Here is a 19,511-nt window from a genome sequence, read left to right as displayed (position 1 = left end):
AATATATTTAATTTATTTAAATAGTTAATATTACGGTGATTTTTATGGAGCTCCTATGGATACTAACTGCATTCACACTTGGTTTCATGCATGCCCTTGAACCTGGACATGGAAAATCAGTTATGGCGGCTTATATTATGGGAACGGGAGCAGGTTTAAAAGATGCACTGCTTCTTGGTCTAACAGTGGTGGTATCTCATACCTCAATAGTTTTTGCATTGGGCATTCTTTCAATATATCTAGTTGGAACTATGAGCTCAGAGATGACTCATGATATAATGAGTATGATTGGTGGTGGGATATTACTCACTGTGGGAATTTGGATTTTAAAAAATTATTTCCATCCTCACGAGCATAAAATAGACACAAAAAAAGGAGTTTTGGCAGTAGGTCTTTCTGCGGGACTTGTTCCATGTCCTGCGGCTCTTGCTGTACTATTGTTTAGCATAACAAGTGGTAATCTATACGATGGACTTGTTTATGTGTTTATATTTAGTTTGGGGCTTGCACTGAGTATATCTCTGTTATCGGCACTATTTGTAAGGGGTAAACAGTTTATAGAAAAATATGTTCAGAGTAAAGACATAAACAAACTTCCATTAATAAGTGGTGTTATAATCCTGTTAATTGGCATATATACAATAAGTCATCCACTATTGGAGTATTTTATTTAAAATAAAAAATAATTAAAATAATAATTAGAAATTAAAATAATAATTAGAAAATAATTAAAATAAATTAGTTAAAAAAAATAAAAAATTATAATGATAAAAAATAAATAAAAAGTTCTTATATTTCTTATTTTCATTTATTCTTATTTTCTATTTTTGTTTTTCACAGCTTCGTAAAGTGCCGCCTGCAATCCGTGGAATTTAACCATTCCAACAATTTCCCTTTGGTCTAAATCTTTATCTTCGAATGATACGAGCTCCTGACTGTATAATGCACAAGGGCTTTCTCTTCCTACTATTCTCATTGAACCAGCGTATAATTTTAATCTAACTTTTCCGCATACTCTTTCCTGTGTTTTATCAATGAATGCGTCCAAATCTTCTCTCAATGGTTCATGCCAAAGTCCCTTGTAGATTAAATCTGCGTAAATAGAATCCACCATTTCCTTAAACTTCAATTCTTCTCTTGTGAGAACCAATTGTTCCAGTGCCTTGTGTGCAGTTATAAGCATAACAGCACCTGGACATTCGTAGTTTTCTCTTGATTTTAAGCCTAATATCCTATCTTCGATTATATCTATTCTTCCAACGCCGTTTCTTCCCGCTATTTTATTTGCTTCCCTTATTATATCAACAGGATTCATTTCCTTTCCATTTATTTTGACAGGAACACCATTTTCAAACTCTATTTCAACATATTCTTCTTCTTTACATTCCTTTGGGTTTTTTGTCCATGCGAATGCGTCTTCTGGTGTTTCAAACATTGGGTCTTCTAAAACACCACCTTCAATACTTCTTCCCCAAAGGTTTTCGTCAATACTGTATTTTTTGCTTTCAGTAGGTATTGGAATACCGTGCTGTTTTGCATATTCAATTTCTTCATTTCTTGTTAAGTTTAAATCCCTAATTGGAGCAATTACTTCCATATCTGGTGCTTTTGCCCTAATTATTGTTTCAAATCTGAATTGGTCATTTCCTTTTCCAGTGCATCCGTGTGCTACTGCATCAGCGTTTAACTCCTTAGCCAATTCAACCAATTTCAAAGCTATAAGGGGTCTTGCTAATGAAGTTGATAATGGATAGCCTTCATACATTGCGTTTGCCTTTATTGCCCTGAATATGTAGTCTTTTGCAAATTCTTCCTTAGCATCTATTGTATAGTGTGCATAAACGCCGTATTTTTTTGCCTTTTCTTCTGGTTCTTTTAATTCTTCCTCTGGCTGTCCAACATCAACGCATGCTGAAACTACCTTATAATTGTATTTGTCTTCCAACAATTTTAAACAGCAACTTGTGTCAAGTCCTCCTGAATATGCCAAAACTGCTATTTTTTCCTTTTCTGTCATGTTATCACGCTTTCTCTTTTTTTAGTGATAACAGTAGCGAAATTTTTTATTTCGCCTGATTGTTATCACCTTTTAAAATTAATAAAAAATATTATCCTATTTTAAAATTAAGATTATTAAGATTATGTTAATGATAATTTATTGAGTTATAATTATGGTTAATGTATCATCTCATTTTTATTTTTATTTATTGCTGAGTAATTCGGCTACTGCAAAACTTGGGGTGGCAAGGGATACATCCTCATCATATTCTTCTTTAATTGAAATAATATTGTAATCCATTAATGCATCCTTTAAAATCTCCTCTCCAAGTCCTGTAATTACAATATCATTTAAACCATATTTTTCAGAAACATTATCAACATTGTATTTTATCAGATTTAAAAGTTTGTTGTAGAACTGGTTTGCTATGTCAATTACTTCCTTCTCATCTATCTGCTCCAAATCACCGCATAAAACTCTCGATATTCTTATTGTGCTATGTTTTTTATCGGGAGATGCACCATCGGGGGTGTCGCAGGTATATTGTTTTGGTGTAATTTTATCTAAAATAACATTTATATCCCCTGTGATTGCAAAGTATTCCGAAGATATATTTGTTTCTTTTCCTTTATACAATACAGTATTTCCTAAAAATGACAGTGGAGTCCTAAGAGCTCCTACATAAACCAGCTCATTATTCATCAATCTATCTAAATCTGTTTTATTTGCCATTATGCTTCCATTTTTTATAGGAATTATATCCGTTGTTGTAGAGCCCATATCAACAAGTATACAGTTGTTGTTTATGCTGTTGCACACAAAATTTGCCGTAGCTGTCCAGTTGGATGCAGAAACTTTTAAATATTCTCTCCTTGCCTCATCGGTTGTTAAAAAATTTCCATCAACATCAAAAACATAAATTTCCTTATTTGGAAATGCTTTTTCAACGGAATTTAATATATCATTCACACCTTCCTTTTTAGTTTCATAAGCATCCGCGAGCTCAGCAGTCATCACTACTGCCACTTTTTTTATATTTTCATTGTTATATTTTTGTAGGAGCTCCGTAAGTTTTTCACTATTTTTCCACATTGGGAAATATATATGGTGAATTTTATAGCTGTTGTCCTTTAATTCTGTTATTTTTGTGTTTGCTCCTCCAATATCTATTCCAAGTATCACATTTTCACCAATAAGATGATTATATATAAAAATAACAATATTATTTATTTAATTTAAATTACCAAATATCATTTCATAAACTTATATTTAATATATACTATATTTAAAGGAAATATATTGGTGAGCTCATGAAAATCATTACCGAGGGAAACACAAAATTAAAAGTTCCAAAGGATAGGACACTGTCAAAAAAGGATAAAATATTTTACAATCCAATAATGGAAATTAACAGGGACATCTCTGTTTCAGTAATTCAGAGTTTCTTAAACAATTACAAAAGGGATGAATTTATAATATGTGACCCACTAGGTGGAAGCGGTGCAAGAGGATTAAGATATGCCAAGGAGTTAAAAAACCCTTCTGGAACTGTAAAAGTAGTAATTGGAGATATAAATCCCAATGCTGTAAAACTGGCAAAGGAAAACCTAAAAGTAAATGAACTGGATAATGTGGAAATCATACATAAGGATGCCAATGTTCTTCTTTCAGAGAATTTCAGAACATTCAATGTAGTGGATTTAGACCCCTTCGGTTCCCCCAATCCATATATCGATAGTGCGGTGCGAAGTTGCATTACAAAAAACGGGATTTTATGCATGACTGCCACAGATACGGCGGTTTTGTGCGGAGCATATAAAAAGGCATGCATTAGAAATTACGACGCCATTCCACTTAAAGGCGATAAGGAAGTAGCTATAAGGTTATTAATCGGATACGCCATAAGGGTAGCATCTAAATACGATGTAGGGCTTAGACCCATATTCTCGCATATTACAGACCATTATGCCAGAACATTCTTAATTACTGAGAGAGGGGCAAAAAAAGCGGATGAGGCAGTCAAGAAGTTGGGATATATAAAAAATGTTAATGAAGAAAAGATTATAAAGATCCGTGAAGAAGGATTTGAAAAAGGATTTGGAGGATTGTTTTATTTAGATAAGATAAACGATTTAAATATTGTAAATGGTGCATTAAAAGTTGCAGATGATAGAAACTACTCAGAGAGGAGTAGAAAGATTATAAAAACCATATCCGAGGAATGCCAAATAAATCAAATCGGGTGCTACGATATTCATGAAATTTGTAGTTTTATAAAAGAGCTCGTGCCACCAATAAATGACTTAATGGATGGGTTAAAACAGAACGGATTTAAAGTATCAAGAACTCATTACAATCCAAACGGCATTAAAACTGACGCAAAAGTTGTTGATGTTGTTGAATGGATTTGTGAATATAATAAAAATAAAAAATAATCAAAAATAAATCAATAAAATTATAAAAATGAAAAAATAAAAATTATACAAAATTAAAAATCAAAGTCTCCGACATCATCAATTACATCTTCAACAAATTCTCCTGCATCTTCAATAGCGTCCCCTACATAATCTACTGCATCATCTATCCCTTCCTGTATTCCATCAATAACATCTCCGTCCATCATGTCATCCACTGCATCAGCAATTAATTCCCCTGCAACAACCCCTCCTGCAACCGCTGCTGCTGTTCCCAACATGCTACTGCCTGAACCTCCTGAACCTCCCCTGCTGTGTCCATAGGAGCTCCGTCCTCCACCAATTGCCCCACCACTTCCAACTGTTCTACCACTTGGAATTCCCGGGGCATTTTGCATATATACTACCTTTTCCTTTTTTCTACCAAATAGCAAATATCCAATAATAAGTCCAATTCCTACTAATATTAATATACCTACTATGCTTCCCATTTTTTTCACCATAAATTTAATTTAATAAATTTTATGTTGTAAGGTTGTATAAATAGATTTCTGTTAAATGACCCTTCCCTTTACCTTATTTATGTCAAATTTTGCCGTATCTGCAATTGTCATTACAGCAATCACCCCAGCCTGAACTGGGTCTGTAATCACCAAATCAGCTACTTTTGGAACACTTCCAAACATATTTAAGGATATAACATATATACCTGTTTTTTCTTTAAGTCTCTTTACTGCGTCCGTTATTTTTCCACCCATTAGAGAGCCGGCAAGAACCAAAAGTCCAACCCTTGGAAGATTTTCAACAGATGAAACTGCATCGGCTAAATTATCCTCTCCAACCACGGGCATTGTGTCGATACTTATTCTTTCTCCCCTTATGTTGTGTCGGTCTGCTTCGCTTATTGCTCCAAGTGCAACCTGTGAAACCTGAGCTCCCCCGCCTATTATAATTATTCTTTTACCAAATATTTTTTTAAGTGTGTTGTGGAGCTCAGCCTCCTTAACACAGTCCATTGATTTTATTGTATCTATAAGTGTTTTTTCATCATCTATATTTTCTATTTCCATATAAATTAATCCTGTATTATCATCCTTTATAAATTGCTGAGTATATAATATATTTCCCCCTAATTTTGAAATAACGCCTGTTAATTTATGTAAAACTCCTACTTTATTGTCTACCACAACAGTCAGTCCAATTTCCATGTTTTTACCTTTTTTAGATTTATATACATGTTTTGTATTATCCTAAATTTGTATTATCCTAAATATCTTGGATTTCTTGCCATCTCCATTAATCTTTCTATTCTTTCTTCTGTTGAAGGGTGTGTTGAAAACAATTTCATTAAACTTTTCCCCCTAAATGGATTTACAATAAACATGTGTTCTGTTGCAGGATTTCCGTGTTCCAGTGGGTAGAGGCTTACTCCTCTTTCAAGCTTTGCTAGGGCATTTGCAAGATATACAGGATTTGAATATTTTGCACCACCCTCATCAGCATAAAATTCCCTCTGCCTAGAAATTGCAAACTGTATGAGAGTTGCAGCAATAGGTGCCAATATCATAAATAATATTGAGCCTATGAATGCCAGTGGATTATCTTCATCATCTCCACCAAATCCGAACAATAGCCCCCATTGAAGCATATTTGCAAGATATACGATAGCACCAGCCATTACAGCAACAATGGAGCTTATCAATATATCCCTGTGTTTTATATGACTTATCTCATGAGCAATAACACCTTCGAGCTCCTGTGGAGTTAATATATTTAATATACCTGTTGTGACTGCAACCACTGCATGTTTTGGATTTCTCCCTGTTGCAAAGGCATTTGGTGTTGGGGTATCTACTATTGCAACCTTTGGCTTTGGAATCCCCGCCCGACTTGCCACATTTTCAACAATCCTATGAAGAGAGGGAGCTTCCCTTTCATCTACAATTTTTGCACCATAACTCATCAATACGATTTTATCACTGTAAAAATAAGCTATAAGGTTTGGTATTAATGCAAGCATTATTGCAATTAATGGATGAATATGGAAAAGCAGGAATGCTCCATATAACAAACCCGTCAATAATGCCATTAGCAAAGCTGTTTTTAATGTGGATAACATATTGCACCACCATTTTCAATCTTATAATCCCATAATCAATATATTAATTAACATTGCTATCAAAAGTATTATATAATCAAAATAATAAATAATGTTTATATATTCATGTTTATATAATTTTATTTATCAAATAATAAAAATCTTGGGAGGATAGTTATGGTAAAAGTTCTGATAAATGGTTATGGTTCAATAGGTAAAAGAGTAGCAGACGCTGTATCAAAACAGAAAGATATGGAAGTAATTGGTGTTACAAAAACAAAACCTAACTTTGAAGCAAAAATGGCTGTCGATAAAGGATATAAGTTATACGCTGCCATTCCTGAGAGAAAATCCTTGTTTGAGGAAAAGGGAATCGAAATTGAGGGAACAATTTTTGATGTAATAGAGGAAGCAGATATTGTGGTAGATTGTGCCCCAGGGGGGGTAGGAAAAGATAATTTGGAAAATATATATAAAAAATATAAAGTAAAGGCAATACTTCAAGGTGGTGAAAAAGCACAATATGTGGAAGATAATTTTAACGCACTTTGGAGCTACGATAGATGTTATGGAAAGGATTACATAAGAGCAGTATCCTGCAACACCACAGGATTATGTAGAACTTTATATGCCATAAATTCAACCACCGACATCGTAAAAGCAAGGGTTGTTTTAATAAGAAGGGGGGCAGACCCAAACGATGCAAAAAGAGGACCAATAAATGCAATAGTTCCAAATCCACCAACTGTTCCATCACATCACGGACCAGATGTGGCTTCTGTGGTTCCAGAGTTCAAGGATAAAATAATTACTTCCGCGGTAATAGTTCCTACAACACTGATGCACATGCATTCTTTAATGGTGGAAACCACAGGAACAACAAGAGATGATATAATTGATGCTATTGAGAAAACTCCAAGGGTATTTACGGTAAGTGCAGAAGATGGTTTAAACTCAACTGCCACAATAATTGAATTTGCAAGAGATTTGGGGAGACCTAGGTATGATTTATGGGAGATTCCAATATGGGAAGAAAGTATAAATGTAGTAGGTAATGAATTGTTCTTGATGCAGGCAGTCCATCAAGAAAGTGATGTAATTCCTGAAAATATAGACTGTATAAGGTCAATGTTGCAGATGGAAGATGACAATATGAAATCCATTGAAATGACAAACAAAGCTATGGGATTAATGAAATGATTATAACAATTAACTAAATAACTATCGTCTAATTTAATTAATAGCCACATTTAATTTTTTTAATAACATTTATGTCATAAATTATATATAAGTATATGGTTTAATATACACTATATGTTACATACATATACGATTGTATATTCGTATACATATGTAATTACACCTAATTACTACATATATCAAAATAAATGTAAAAGAAATGATAGTTTGGGGGTAATCATGAAAATTCTTGACCAAAATGCCATAGATGAAATCATTAATAGTGATATATCACCTCAGCAGTTTATTTGTGCTTCATTGTTGGGTATGATAGCAGAATTCATAACTGAACCACAAGAAATCATAGATGTAGTGGCAAAAGTTATTGGACCCAATCTATACGAGGTATTGAAATCTGGAGGGCATATAAAAGACAAATATTTTGATTTCAAAGAGTTTATTTTAGATATTAATAAAGCGTTGGGTATTTGTGATAAATTAGATGTAATCACAAATAATAATGGCACTCTTGAAATCAATATACATTGCAAAACCATGGGTTGCACGTATTGTCCAAAAAATATCGGAGGAGCTGAATTGGATGGTGATGGATGTCCATTGCCAATGTTATTTGAGGTTATGGGGAAGAAAGCGGGCTTTAATTATGTAGCGGTTAGGACGAAAAATGGGTATTTGGCTAAGGGAAATAAAATATGTAAAATAAAATACCATATCCTAAATCATAGTGAATACGAAGAAGTTCTGAAAAAAATAAAAGCATATAGATAACTATTCTTTAATTACTTTCTTTTTTATATGTTATTCATATACATTTTATTATATCTATTTTAGGACATTAATATAAAGTGACAATATGAATAATAGTTACAATATTGAAAATAGGGACGATATCTCAAATTTCCAGAGATTTTTAGATATATTATATAAAAAATTAAACAAAAACCCTGTGGTTGAAGAAATATCAAAGCAGGTTGAAGATGCAGAAACTAAGGCATTTAAAGTTCTTATATCTACTGTTTTAAGTGCAAGAACAAAGGACGAAACTACATCAGAGGTTTCAGAGAGATTATTTAAAAAAATAAAAAACATAAATGATTTACTAAATATAGACCAAAATGAATTAGAAAAAATTATTTATCCAGTTGGATTTTACAAAACTAAGGCAAAATATTTAAAAGATTTAGCAAAGATTGTAAAAAATGAATATGGTGGAAAAATACCCAACAAATTGGAAGATTTAATAAAACTTCCTGGCGTTGGGAGAAAAACAGCAAATTTAGTAATTACTCTCGCATTTGATGATTATGGGATATGCGTAGATACCCATGTTCATAGGATTTGCAACAGATGGGAGTATGTAAATACTGAAAATCCTGATGAAACGGAAATGGAACTGAGAAAAAAACTTCCAAAAAAATATTGGAAAATTATAAATAATCTATTGGTGGTTTATGGAAGGGAAGTTTGCTCCCCAATTCCAAAATGTGATAAATGTTTTAATGAAATTAAAGAAACCTGTCCATATTATGAAAAATTAAGATATTTTAGCGAGATTTTAGAGCAGTATAATTTTAAGAAGGTTTCAAAAAATAAAATTCCAGAGGAAAAAGGAACCTATATTTTAAAAATAAAATTAAATAATTCAAAAAATATAACCTTTGGAAAAAACAGAATAGAACGATTTAAAAAAGGATATTATTTTTATGTTGGCTCTGCAATGGGGAGCTCCAATAATTTAAAAAGAAGAATAGGGCGACATTTAAGAGATGATAAAAAAATGCACTGGCATATTGATTATTTATTAAAACACGGGCCTATAAAGGAGATTTACATATCAAATAACCCTGTTGAGTGTAATATATCAAGGGATTTGATGAAAATGTTTGATTTTGTTGAAGGTTTTGGGAGCTCCGACTGTAAATGTAAAAGCCATTTGTTTTATTTGAAACCTTAATCGATTATTCTTTATATCTTTTTTTACTTATAGTTTTATTATCCTCCGAGCTCGCCTATTCGCCCAGCATTGAATACATACTCCAACTGGTAATGATGCAGTATGGCACCCCATCACTTCAATAAACACATCAAGTGCTGTAATATTTCCACCAAGTCCCATGGCTCCAATGCCTAATTTATTTATATCCTCCAAGAGTTCCATTTCCAACTTTGCTATATCTTCATCTTTATGTCTTTCACCTATTTTTCTTAAAAGTGCCTTTTTTGCAAGTTTTAATGACAAATCAGCAGTTCCGCCAATACCTATACCTAATAGTATTGGGGGGCATGGTTTTCCACCTGCATTGGCAACTGTTTCAAGGATAAAGTTCTTTATACCTTTTATTCCCTCAGCAGGAGTTAGCATCTTTAAAGCACTCATGTTCTCGCTTCCTGCACCTTTTGGGAAAACTGTTATTTCCATTTCTCTGTCTAAATTTTCATCAAATTCAAAATTTATAAAGGGAGCTCCGAGACCAACATTTGTTTTTAAATTCTCCCTGTTAAGTGGATGAACAACATTAGGTCTTAAAGGAACCTCCTCAGTCGCTTTTTTTACTCCTTCTTTGATTTTGCCAATTATATCCTCTATGTCTGATGAATTGATGTTTTTGCCTATTTTTAAAAACACTATTGGAACGCCGGTATCCTGACACATCGGGATATTTTTTTCCTCTGCAATTTCTATATTTTCAACAATTGCCTTTAATGTATTTTTAGATAATTCATTTTCTTCTTTTTCAATTGATTCGATTAAAGCATTTTTAACATCATGTGGAAGGGTTATTGCCGCCTCTTTAAATAATTCAACCACAATATTGGAAATTTTTTCAATATCGCCATTCATAAAATCACCAATAATCAAAATATACATAAAAATAAAACTAAAAAAGATATTTTATATAATTATAGAAATGTGGGGGACTAAAAATGGTTTTCGTTTAATTTTTTTAACTATTCTTTGAAATAAGACACTACATCTTTTTCAGTTATTATTCCTACCAATTTTCCATCATCAACTACTGGAAGAGCTCCTATATTATTTTTAGTCATTATATCCACAACATCATATAATGAAGTGTCCTTTTCAACAGTTAAGATATCTTTCATCATTATATCTTTAATTCTGACATTTGTTATTTCCCTTACATTTCCAGTTTGCATATGATTAAATGCCCAATCACTACCTAAAAGTCTTATAAAATCTGTGGATGTTATCATACCTACTAATTTGCCCTCAGAAATTACTGGCAACCTTCTAAATCCATTTCTCAACATAGTTCTTGCAACATCCTTTAATCTCTCCCCTGATGTAGCCACAACTGGGTTTTCAGTCATATAATCAATTATTTTCTCAGATTTGTCTATATGGTCTTTTAAGAATTTAATTATGTCTCTTTCGGTTATTGTAGATATCAATCTATGGTCTTTATCTACAACAGGCATACCACCAACATTTTTTTCTATAAATAAGTGTATAACTTCTTTTAATATTGCATTTTCTTTTACACATACGGCCTCATTAGTCATAATTTCTTTTACAGGTTCATTAATTGCTGCTAAAAGATTATGATTATGTTTTGATTTTACAAGGTTATACTTTGAACCTCCTCCCATAAAATCTACTATATCCATAGAAGTTATAATTCCCACTACCCTATTTGTTCCGGCATCTACAACAGTAATTCTTCTTGTGCCATCGTCATTCATTGTAATTAATGCGTCTCGTATGGTTGTTGTTGGATATACTTTAACAGCTTCTTTCCCTTCAACTATATTTTTTATTTTCAAATTATCCCCTCTGAGGATTATTATATTAGACGAAATGCGAAGCGTTTCATTGCTCGAAATCAAAGATTTCGATTAACCTCACTTACTTCGCAAGTGATATCTAAAATATTTTAATAATTACATTATTAATTATGATAATTTTATTATTTATATGTTATGAGATGGCAAAATAAAATAAAAAATTATATTTCTATATAAAAAGATTTTTTAGATACATCACTGCAAAAGAAAAAATATTTAATTTAAATATTTTCTTCCTCATCTACGCAATTGTCGCACACATATCTTCCATCAATATATCTTACCCTCCCCTGACTTCCACATATTTCACATATGCCTTCCGTATATTCCTCCTCTTTGCTAATAATAGTTTGATAATCTCCTTCCCCTCTTATGTTGGAAACTTCAACCATTATATCAAATAATTTTGGAGATATTGTGGTTATATCACTAACTGTGATTATACCCAATAGCTCATCGTTTTCAATTACTGGAAGCCTCTTAATATTTTTCTCTGCCATTATTTTTGCAGCATCCATCAGGGTTGCCCTTGGAGATATATAGATAAGTTTTGGAGATACAATCTCTTTAACCAAAACCTCTTTTGATTTTAAATTCCTTGCAACAATTTTTAAAACCAGGTCTTTCTCTGTGATAAGTCCTACTGGTTTCATTAAATCATTTACAACAACCAAACAGCCGATGCCCTTTGTTTTCAAAATATTTGCTGCATCATATGCCGTAGTATTTAAATTCACTGTCTCCACAGGGCTACTCATAGCTTCACTTACACTTACATTAATTTCCATAATATCACCAATAATAGGAGTATAACTATATTATTTATTATATTTACAATTTATTTATATCTTTTCATTTTAACTTTATTTTTATTTATTTTCAAAAATGACTCTGTATGTTGCCCCCTGTCCTATACCCTCATTCACAGTAGCCTCTATCCAATCAATACTATCATCTAAATTTAATGAATATAATTCTTTTTTAATGAGCTCTGCAAAATACTTTGAGAGCTCCTCTGCTGTGGTGCCTGTCAATGGCAAAAGAACAACGTCTTCCAGTGGGATTTTGTATTCTTTTATTTTCTCCCCTTTGCAGAATGTGAAGTTTATGGAGTTATCGACTATATTATATTTTAAATTAGGGTGATTTTCAGGAATTAAAAGCTTGTGGTCAAGTTTTTCACATATATCTTTTACTATCTTTTTTAATGCCTTAAAATCGCAGACAAAACCGAATTCCCCAGAAGGAGCTCCGCATACTTTAACATCCACATAATACGAATGGCCATGAATTACTCCGCATGTGTCGTGTCCAAATACAATATGTGCTGATGCAAATCTTAATCCAGCGTATATTCCATTTAACTCTAAAATCATTGTTTTCCTCTAAATTTTTATGTTTATTTAATTATTAAAATGATAATTATAATGTCATTTATTATTTTATATAATTTATTGAAAATATGTTTATTAAAAATAAATCCAAAAAATTAAAAAAAGAATATAAAAAATAAGTTAAAAATATAATAATCCCAGTATATTATCTTAAATCAGGATTGTTTTCAACTGACACATATAGCTGTCCTTTTGGTTTGTTATTTGCATAATCTCCGCTGAATTTATAGTATTTGCCTGTTAATGGTGTTCCAGCGTCTTTTTTACTTAATTTTATAACTGGATTTTCAACAATTCCTTCAAATTTAAATGATGGCAGTATTCCTTCCAATTTTCCGTTTATTACTATTGCACCTTTTATCATTTCTCCTCCTGCTCTCGCCTCAGCGTCTCCATCAATTATTATAATTCCTCCGCTTAGGTGGATTCCCGCAAGCAATCCGACGTTTCCTTTTATGTGGATTTTACCGCCTTTCATATATTCTCCAATCTCATTTCCTGCGTTTCCTTCAACAATTATAGTTCCACCGCTCATACCTCTCCAATCTCCTCTGTATGCAGAACCAACATAATCCTTAGCATCTCCTTTAATAATTATTTCTCCACCTTTCATGTTCTGTCCAGCCCAGCTGTCAGCGTTTCCATTTACAACTATCTTTCCACCTTTCATTTCTACGCCGACATACATTCCAGCATCTCCTTCAACGACTATTTCCCCTGTTGTCATTTTTTCTCCGATTCTCTTTAATTTAGCCGTTGAGTTTTTTATAACCAATTTTGGTGTTTCACTTTCTTTTACTTCAACATCGAAGAGCTCTCCAACTGTAATTGTTGTTCTTCCCTGTGGCAATTCGATGCTTTTTATCTCTTCCTCAGACAAATCCTGAACTTTTTCTGGAAGCACCTTATCCATTTCCACAGGAACTATGATTTCTTCCTTTAATGTAAGAATAAGTTCCATTTTATCACCTATTAGTAATATAATTTTAAAATTTAAAAATTAAATAAAATATTTTTAATTACATTTTTACTGTTTTATTTAATGTCTGTTGCATCGATGTTAATTACTTTCCAACTGTTTGCATAGTGGTCTGAAACTGGATAGTTGTCCATATTGACTGAATAGTATTTTTTGAACTTTGCACTGAGGTCTTTCAGGAGCTCCTCTTCAAGTGCTTCATCTACTTTTGCATTTACATATATTGTGTCTCCAAATACTTCCTTGACAACATTTCCAGCTTTAACTACTAATTCTCCGCCTTTTAACACATATTTTGCATATCTAAATGCTTTTTCAATTACTTTTCCATCTTTTTCTTCTGGATTTATTTCATAAACTGCAATATCTGCATCAGCTCCAACACCTAAATGACCTTTTTCTGCACTCAAACCTAATACTTTTGCCTGATTTGCTCTTGTTACCTTTGCTATTTCATACATTGAATATTCTTTATCGCTGTCTGCAACAAATGACTTTTGCTTAGCCCATGCATGAACTTTGTTGTTTAACCAGTCGTCTCTGTATTCTTTGCTCATCAACCATGCTATTACTCTTGAATATCTTGTGAATGGTCCTGCGTTTGGATGGTCTGTTGTTAAAAGAACCTTATTGGTGTCGATATTTAAGAATACATCCAATCCAATTGCCCACTGAACTGAATAAACTGGTCCCTTTGGTGAATAAATGAATGGAACTATTCCTGAACCTGTTTCAAGCTCAACATCACAGTTTGCCCACTTCAAACCATTTGTCATGTGAAGGTCATATTCCATTGGACCGTCTGCGGTCATTGTTGTTGTTTCATCAAGTGTTACCTGTCCAACATCTACAACTATGTGGCTTGATTTATTTACATGCTCAGCAATTTCAACACCTTTACTCATGAAGTCCTTCCAGGAGCTCCCACCGTAAGAGTGGAACTGAACATGCGTGTTGTAATAAACAGTTTCTCTTTCCCCATATCTTGGCTTTGCCTCAATATCCTTAGCACAGTCCATTGTTTCAATTGTAGTTTCCCAGTTTCCAGGATGACCTAAATCATTTGGATGGACATGCACTGAATGAGGCAATCCAAGCATTTCATTTACTATGGTTAATCCTCTTACAATTTCCCTACCTGTAATTCCAAAGTATGGAACTGGGTCGTCAAGACCATGAACATTCTTTCCCCATCCCCATGCTTCTGTTCCACCAGGGTTAACAATTTTTATAGCATAACCTTTTGTTGCCCTTAAAAGCCATGCCACATATGCTGCACACATTTCATAATTTTCTTCTTTTAAATATTCCATTACCATCCAATTATTTCCCATTACAGGCATTGCTGCTTTATCAATCTGAGGGGTGTCCATGAATTCCTCATGGACGTGTCTTGCCGTCAGTGGAGGCATTGCCGCCTCAATTACTGTGGTATAACCCATTTCAGAGTATTCGTATCCTGTTTTAAATGTAGATGGTATTGAGAACCCTGTTCCGCTTCTAAGTCCTTTTTTATTAAATGTGTCCTTCTTACTATCCTCAGGTCTCATTAGCCTACCAGTATTTACCTTTGGACCAGCAACGTGAGAGTGGGAATCTACACCACCAGGCATTACAACGCATCCACTTGCATCAATTTCCACAGCATCGCTTGAAACGGACTCTACGATTTTTCCATCCTTCACGCAGATGTCCATTTTTTCTCCATCGACTCCATTCAATGGGTCATATACAATCCCATTTTTTATAATATATTCCATGAAATCACCTCAATGATAATCCTATTAACACTCAATGTATTTTTTCCTCATTAACTCCATCATTATCGGAACTTCTTCATCTGTTTTTTCAATCTCCACATCAATTGGTCCCTTATAGGAAGGCATTGCCGTACTTTCAGTTTCTGGAATAACTACACAGTTTGCCCAAGGTCCCATTGGTATGTATGCCATACCCTCAGGCATTGGTTCAGTTGCCTTTTTTACACTTACAACAACATCCCCATATTCAGACGTCACCTTCACAGCGTCTCCATCTTCCACTCCTAATTTTACCATGTCATCCTCGTTGAGGTAGCAAACTCCTGCGGCTTTTCTATACATTTCAAGATTTTTACCGGCTTCGATTGCTTCTCCCTGCCATATGGTTCTACCAGTGTTTAATTTGAATTTCATCATATCACCGAATCCTTTTTTTATTCCATTTTACTTTATAACGAGTTTTATAGCATCTACTGGACAGGCTTCAACACATGCACCGCATCCACCGCATAAATCGCCGTTTATGATATTAACTACACCATTTATAACCTTAATAATTATGATGCTCTCATCTTCTGGTCCTTTTCCACCATATGTGTTTGGGTCTCTTGCATTTACAGGACATGAAACCACACAATTTCCGCATCCGTGGCACTTTTCAGGATATACTTCCAATTTATACATTTAACCACCTACCATTTGGGTTTTTACTACCATATTATTTTTTTATGATGTTCAATACTTATTTTAACAATTTTCCAAATGCTTTCTTCCATGCAGGTGCATTTGCTTCTGTCATGTTTATTTTTGTTCTTTTAACTTTCAATGCATCAACAGGACATGCGTGAGTACATGCTCCACACAATACACATACATCTTGATTTACGGCAATCTTTGAAGCCTTGTGTGCCTGACCTTCTGATTTTGGGAATACCAATGCATTACATGGACATACTGCAATACATGCACCGCAGGCATTACATGCATCCTCATCTACGAGCAATTCTCCTTCAAATGGTTTTTCCACCACTATAGCATCAGCTGGACATATCTTTTCACACCAACTGCATGATACACATAGATTTTTGTCAATTGTTGTTTTTCCAGTGATTTCCTTATATAATTCTGGCTTTTTAATTCTGTTTGCAAGAGGACATTTATAACAAATTACTTCTATGGCATTGTGAGGACATGCCTTTTCACAGACCTTACAATATACACAGGCATCAGTATCCACTACAATGTCTTTGTATGGATTCAAGTTTAAAGCGTTCATTTCACTAGGTATAAGCTCAATAGCATCAGCTGGACAGTATTCTGCACAGATACCACACAATACACAGGTTTCTTTATTTATTCCAATTTCTCCCAATACCATTGTTTTTCTTTCAGGGAGCTCCCTTTCAACCTCTATTGCACACTGAGGACATACAATTTCACACTGCTCACACAATACGCAAGCATCCTGATTTAATGTAATATCTCTTTTTATCTTTGGATACTGTGGGAGCTCCTTTATAGATGTTCCGTTTATTTCCAAATCCATGGCATCGAATGGACATGCAGATGCACACATTCCACACAATACACATTTTGTATTGTCAATGTCCAATTTTGGAGCCTCAATATCACCTTTAAAAATAGCCCCCAATGGCCCCATTTCAATTGCTCCAACAGGACAGATATCACTACAAATACCGCATCCAACACAAGGACTGTCGTTCCAGTTTAGAACTCTGCTTTCCACAGTTCCATCCCTTACTATCTGGATGGCACCATTACATCTTTCTTTTTTTGCATCAATTGTCATTGTTATTCCTCCAATTTATTTGGTAAGAATTTTTTTAATTTTAAAGCATTTACTGGGCAAATAGATACGCACTCTCCACACAATACACATTTATTAGCATCTATTTTCACTAAATGCTCGGAATCTCTAAAAATAGCATTATAAGAACATTCAAGGCATTCTCCGCAGAGAATACACTTATTCCTTTCAATTTCGATTTTTACTTGATAGATATTTTCTATGATTTTTTTTGTGAGCTCTCTGTCATCACTCATTGAATTTATGATTTTAATGCCATATTCCACTGGTAAATTCACTATTTCCTCTGAAACTCTCATGACTTTATCTGATGGGTGTCTTCCATGTATATAATGGGAAATTATTGACCTATCCATTTTTAGATACTCTGCTATCTCTCTCTGTAATTTTCCTTCCTTTTTTAGCTTCATTGCTACTATTGCCTTAATCCCTGAGAGTATATGTTCTGGCATGATGTCATCTTTTTATTGATGTGAGTCATTATCACATTTGTTTTAATATTATATATAATATTCTTCTAACGTCAAGTAGAAAATAATATATATTAGTGTTAGTATAGCTCACATAATTTAAAATGTATGTATATATTACAATTCTCAAAATTTTAATATTTTAATTTAGCATCATATGTTGATGGCAATATAATTATATAATTGTATATTTATATAATCATATATATAAAACTATTTAAAATATATTAAAATTAATCAATATATCGAAAAGTTTAAATATGACAATTTCTATTTAATATATTTGTGAATATCAATCTAAAATTAAATAGTCAAATAAATATTATAAAATAAAAAAAGGTGAAATAATGAAAGATTTGCCTGTAATTGGGAAAGACCCTTTGGGAAGGACAATAAAAGATTTTACAGTAATGCCTTGGTGGGGTGTAGATAGAAAAAATATAGAATGGTATCCAAAAATAGACTACGATGCATGCACAGGCTGTGGTATATGCTATATTACATGCGGAAACAGAGTAGTATTTGATTGGGACAAAGAAATGAAAAAACCTGTTGTTGCAAGACCATACAATTGTGTAGTTTCATGCACCACATGCGGTAATCTATGCCCTCATGATGCATTAATATTCCCAGATAGGGAATATATGCATGAAGTTATTATCAAAGAAAAAATTCTTAAAAAAGCTGCCAATAAATTAAAAGAACATGATTTAATATAAAATAATATAATAAAATTTTTTAATATTAACTTTTAATCTAAAATTTAATATAAACTATAACGCTCATGGTCATTTACCATTACCGTATGACTATTGCAATTTTCTATGCAATAGGAGAGTCGGACAGATTAAATATATGTTAAAATTAGCATGCCATATCCATAACATTAAAGGTAATGTTAATTGATGATGAACGAACTACAATTATTTTATTTATTTTATTTTAAATACTCTCAAAAGGTGAGCATATGGAAAAAATGAATCCTGAATTCATGATGGAAATGATGGATGAAATGATAGATTCAAATATGGCAGAAAATTTTGCACCCAAGATGATACCTAAGATGATGCCAAAATGTCTAAATAACTTCATTTCAAAGATACCTGAAAAGGAAAGAGAGGAGTTAATAAAAAAAATCGTTGATATTATAACATCCAAATACTACGATGAAGGCATAAATTCAACCTTTGTAAAAGAATTTGAAACTGATGTAAATATCAAAGGATTAAAGATAGCATCAAAAGGGGGAAAAGGTTCAGTGGGGGACAAAATTAATCCTATGGATTTATTTTTATCCGGATTATGCGGTTGCACAGCCATTGCCGTGGGGAGGACATTGGAGGAGCTCAGTATTAAGGGAACAGTTAAGGTAGATGGTTCTGTTAAAAAAAGTTTTGAAAAAGGATGTATTGAACAAATTACATTGAACATCCATGTAAAAATTGAAGATAGCAGTAAGTCAGAAGAGGAGCTCACCAACATAATATTAGAAGGTTCGAAGAAATGTTTAATAAGCAACTCTTTGAAATGTGAGCTCATAAAAAATGTCATATTTGAATAAA

At 33.1% G+C, this 19,511-nt stretch carries 22 protein-coding genes; 7 read left to right on the top strand and 15 right to left on the bottom strand.

Annotated elements, in window-relative coordinates; genetic code table 11:
- The first annotated feature begins 44 nt into the window (after window positions 1–44).
- Window positions 45–674: a sulfite exporter TauE/SafE family protein gene (locus tag Mjas_RS04505; RefSeq protein ID WP_421077014.1), complete on the top strand. Its 630-nt coding sequence runs from the start codon at window positions 45–47 to the stop codon at window positions 672–674.
- A 140-nt stretch (window positions 675–814) separates the two neighbouring features.
- On the opposite strand, the gene Mjas_RS04500 is transcribed toward Mjas_RS04505, so the two are convergent.
- Both Mjas_RS04500 and mfnF read right to left on the bottom strand, forming a co-directional pair.
- Window positions 815–2,017 carry an argininosuccinate synthase gene (locus Mjas_RS04500; RefSeq protein ID WP_421077013.1) on the bottom strand — a complete coding sequence of 401 codons (1,203 nt, stop codon included), beginning with the start codon at window positions 2,015–2,017 and terminating at the stop codon, window positions 815–817.
- 183 nt (window positions 2,018–2,200) lie between these two features.
- Window positions 2,201–3,181, bottom strand: coding sequence for a (4-{4-[2-(gamma-L-glutamylamino)ethyl]phenoxymethyl}furan-2-yl)methanamine synthase (gene mfnF / locus Mjas_RS04495; RefSeq protein WP_421077012.1), 981 nt, complete (start codon window positions 3,179–3,181; stop codon window positions 2,201–2,203).
- 128 nt (window positions 3,182–3,309) lie between these two features.
- Here mfnF and Mjas_RS04490 point away from each other — a divergent pair, with 128 nt between their 5' ends.
- Window positions 3,310–4,434 carry a tRNA (guanine(10)-N(2))-dimethyltransferase gene (locus tag Mjas_RS04490; protein ID WP_421077011.1) on the top strand — a complete coding sequence of 375 codons (1,125 nt, stop codon included), beginning with the start codon at window positions 3,310–3,312 and terminating at the stop codon, window positions 4,432–4,434.
- A 53-nt stretch (window positions 4,435–4,487) separates the two neighbouring features.
- Here Mjas_RS04490 and Mjas_RS04485 read toward each other — a convergent pair whose 3' ends face one another.
- The 3 genes from Mjas_RS04485 to Mjas_RS04475 all read right to left on the bottom strand — a co-directional run bounded on the left by Mjas_RS04485 (window position 4,488) and on the right by Mjas_RS04475 (window position 6,532).
- Window positions 4,488–4,904: a DUF2076 family protein gene (locus Mjas_RS04485; protein ID WP_421077010.1), complete on the bottom strand. Its 417-nt coding sequence runs from the start codon at window positions 4,902–4,904 to the stop codon at window positions 4,488–4,490.
- A 63-nt stretch (window positions 4,905–4,967) separates the two neighbouring features.
- Window positions 4,968–5,621 carry a DUF5612 domain-containing protein gene (locus Mjas_RS04480; protein ID WP_421077009.1) on the bottom strand — a complete coding sequence of 218 codons (654 nt, stop codon included), beginning with the start codon at window positions 5,619–5,621 and terminating at the stop codon, window positions 4,968–4,970.
- A gap of 53 nt (window positions 5,622–5,674) precedes the next feature.
- Window positions 5,675–6,532 carry a zinc metalloprotease HtpX gene (locus tag Mjas_RS04475; RefSeq protein WP_421077008.1) on the bottom strand — a complete coding sequence of 286 codons (858 nt, stop codon included), beginning with the start codon at window positions 6,530–6,532 and terminating at the stop codon, window positions 5,675–5,677.
- A gap of 156 nt (window positions 6,533–6,688) precedes the next feature.
- Here Mjas_RS04475 and Mjas_RS04470 point away from each other — a divergent pair, with 156 nt between their 5' ends.
- The 3 genes from Mjas_RS04470 (at window position 6,689) to Mjas_RS04460 (ending at window position 9,665) form a co-directional block, all read left to right on the top strand.
- Window positions 6,689–7,711 (top strand): type II glyceraldehyde-3-phosphate dehydrogenase, encoded by a 1,023-nt coding sequence (locus Mjas_RS04470; RefSeq protein ID WP_421077007.1) that lies wholly within the window; start codon window positions 6,689–6,691, stop codon window positions 7,709–7,711.
- Between the two features lie 219 nt (window positions 7,712–7,930).
- On the top strand, window positions 7,931–8,479 hold the full coding sequence (locus tag Mjas_RS04465) for a hypothetical protein (RefSeq protein WP_421077006.1): 549 nt from the start codon (window positions 7,931–7,933) through the stop codon (window positions 8,477–8,479).
- An 85-nt stretch (window positions 8,480–8,564) separates the two neighbouring features.
- Window positions 8,565–9,665 (top strand): DUF123 domain-containing protein, encoded by a 1,101-nt coding sequence (locus Mjas_RS04460; protein WP_421077005.1) that lies wholly within the window; start codon window positions 8,565–8,567, stop codon window positions 9,663–9,665.
- A gap of 27 nt (window positions 9,666–9,692) precedes the next feature.
- On the opposite strand, the gene Mjas_RS04455 is transcribed toward Mjas_RS04460, so the two are convergent.
- The 10 genes from Mjas_RS04455 to Mjas_RS04410 form a co-directional block, all read right to left on the bottom strand.
- Window positions 9,693–10,553, bottom strand: a complete 861-nt coding sequence (locus Mjas_RS04455; RefSeq protein ID WP_421077004.1) for a fumarate hydratase — start codon at window positions 10,551–10,553, stop codon at window positions 9,693–9,695.
- 107 nt (window positions 10,554–10,660) lie between these two features.
- Window positions 10,661–11,497 (bottom strand): CBS domain-containing protein, encoded by an 837-nt coding sequence (locus Mjas_RS04450; protein WP_421077003.1) that lies wholly within the window; start codon window positions 11,495–11,497, stop codon window positions 10,661–10,663.
- A 242-nt stretch (window positions 11,498–11,739) separates the two neighbouring features.
- Window positions 11,740–12,306 (bottom strand): CBS domain-containing protein, encoded by a 567-nt coding sequence (locus Mjas_RS04445; protein WP_421077002.1) that lies wholly within the window; start codon window positions 12,304–12,306, stop codon window positions 11,740–11,742.
- Window positions 12,307–12,387: 81 nt separating this feature from the next.
- Window positions 12,388–12,894: a 6-carboxytetrahydropterin synthase gene (locus Mjas_RS04440; RefSeq protein ID WP_421077001.1), complete on the bottom strand. Its 507-nt coding sequence runs from the start codon at window positions 12,892–12,894 to the stop codon at window positions 12,388–12,390.
- Window positions 12,895–13,057: 163 nt separating this feature from the next.
- Window positions 13,058–13,873 (bottom strand): tungsten-dependent formylmethanofuran dehydrogenase subunit FwdC, encoded by an 816-nt coding sequence (gene fwdC / locus Mjas_RS04435; protein ID WP_421077000.1) that lies wholly within the window; start codon window positions 13,871–13,873, stop codon window positions 13,058–13,060.
- Between the two features lie 74 nt (window positions 13,874–13,947).
- On the bottom strand, window positions 13,948–15,651 hold the full coding sequence (gene fwdA / locus Mjas_RS04430; protein ID WP_421076999.1) for a tungsten-dependent formylmethanofuran dehydrogenase subunit FwdA: 1,704 nt from the start codon (window positions 15,649–15,651) through the stop codon (window positions 13,948–13,950).
- A gap of 24 nt (window positions 15,652–15,675) precedes the next feature.
- Window positions 15,676–16,065: a tungsten-dependent formylmethanofuran dehydrogenase subunit FwdD gene (fwdD, locus tag Mjas_RS04425; RefSeq protein WP_421076998.1), complete on the bottom strand. Its 390-nt coding sequence runs from the start codon at window positions 16,063–16,065 to the stop codon at window positions 15,676–15,678.
- A gap of 30 nt (window positions 16,066–16,095) precedes the next feature.
- The gene (locus Mjas_RS04420) at window positions 16,096–16,335 is read right to left on the bottom strand and encodes a 4Fe-4S binding protein (RefSeq protein WP_421076997.1); all 240 of its coding nucleotides are present in this window, start codon (window positions 16,333–16,335) and stop codon (window positions 16,096–16,098) included.
- 58 nt (window positions 16,336–16,393) lie between these two features.
- Entirely contained in the window at window positions 16,394–17,461 is a 1,068-nt protein-coding gene (gene fwdF, locus Mjas_RS04415; RefSeq protein WP_421076996.1) for a tungsten-dependent formylmethanofuran dehydrogenase subunit FwdF, read from the bottom strand.
- A 2-nt stretch (window positions 17,462–17,463) separates the two neighbouring features.
- Complete coding sequence (locus tag Mjas_RS04410; RefSeq protein ID WP_421076995.1) at window positions 17,464–17,931, bottom strand: 4Fe-4S binding protein; 468 nt, start codon at window positions 17,929–17,931, stop codon at window positions 17,464–17,466.
- A gap of 365 nt (window positions 17,932–18,296) precedes the next feature.
- On the opposite strand from Mjas_RS04410, the gene Mjas_RS04405 reads away from it, so the two are divergent.
- Both Mjas_RS04405 and Mjas_RS04400 read left to right on the top strand, forming a co-directional pair.
- Window positions 18,297–18,668: a 4Fe-4S dicluster domain-containing protein gene (locus Mjas_RS04405; protein WP_018153905.1), complete on the top strand. Its 372-nt coding sequence runs from the start codon at window positions 18,297–18,299 to the stop codon at window positions 18,666–18,668.
- A gap of 257 nt (window positions 18,669–18,925) precedes the next feature.
- Window positions 18,926–19,510 carry an OsmC family protein gene (locus Mjas_RS04400; RefSeq protein WP_421078569.1) on the top strand — a complete coding sequence of 195 codons (585 nt, stop codon included), beginning with the start codon at window positions 18,926–18,928 and terminating at the stop codon, window positions 19,508–19,510.
- Window position 19,511: the final 1 nt, after the last annotated feature.

The sequence above is a fragment of the Methanothermococcus jasoni genome, from assembly GCF_049075655.1.
Lineage (GTDB): Archaea > AGJL01 > Methanococci > Methanococcales > Methanococcaceae > Methanofervidicoccus.
The sequence above is the reverse complement of the archived record's forward strand: the minus strand, read 5'-3'. Positions and strand labels throughout refer to the sequence as shown.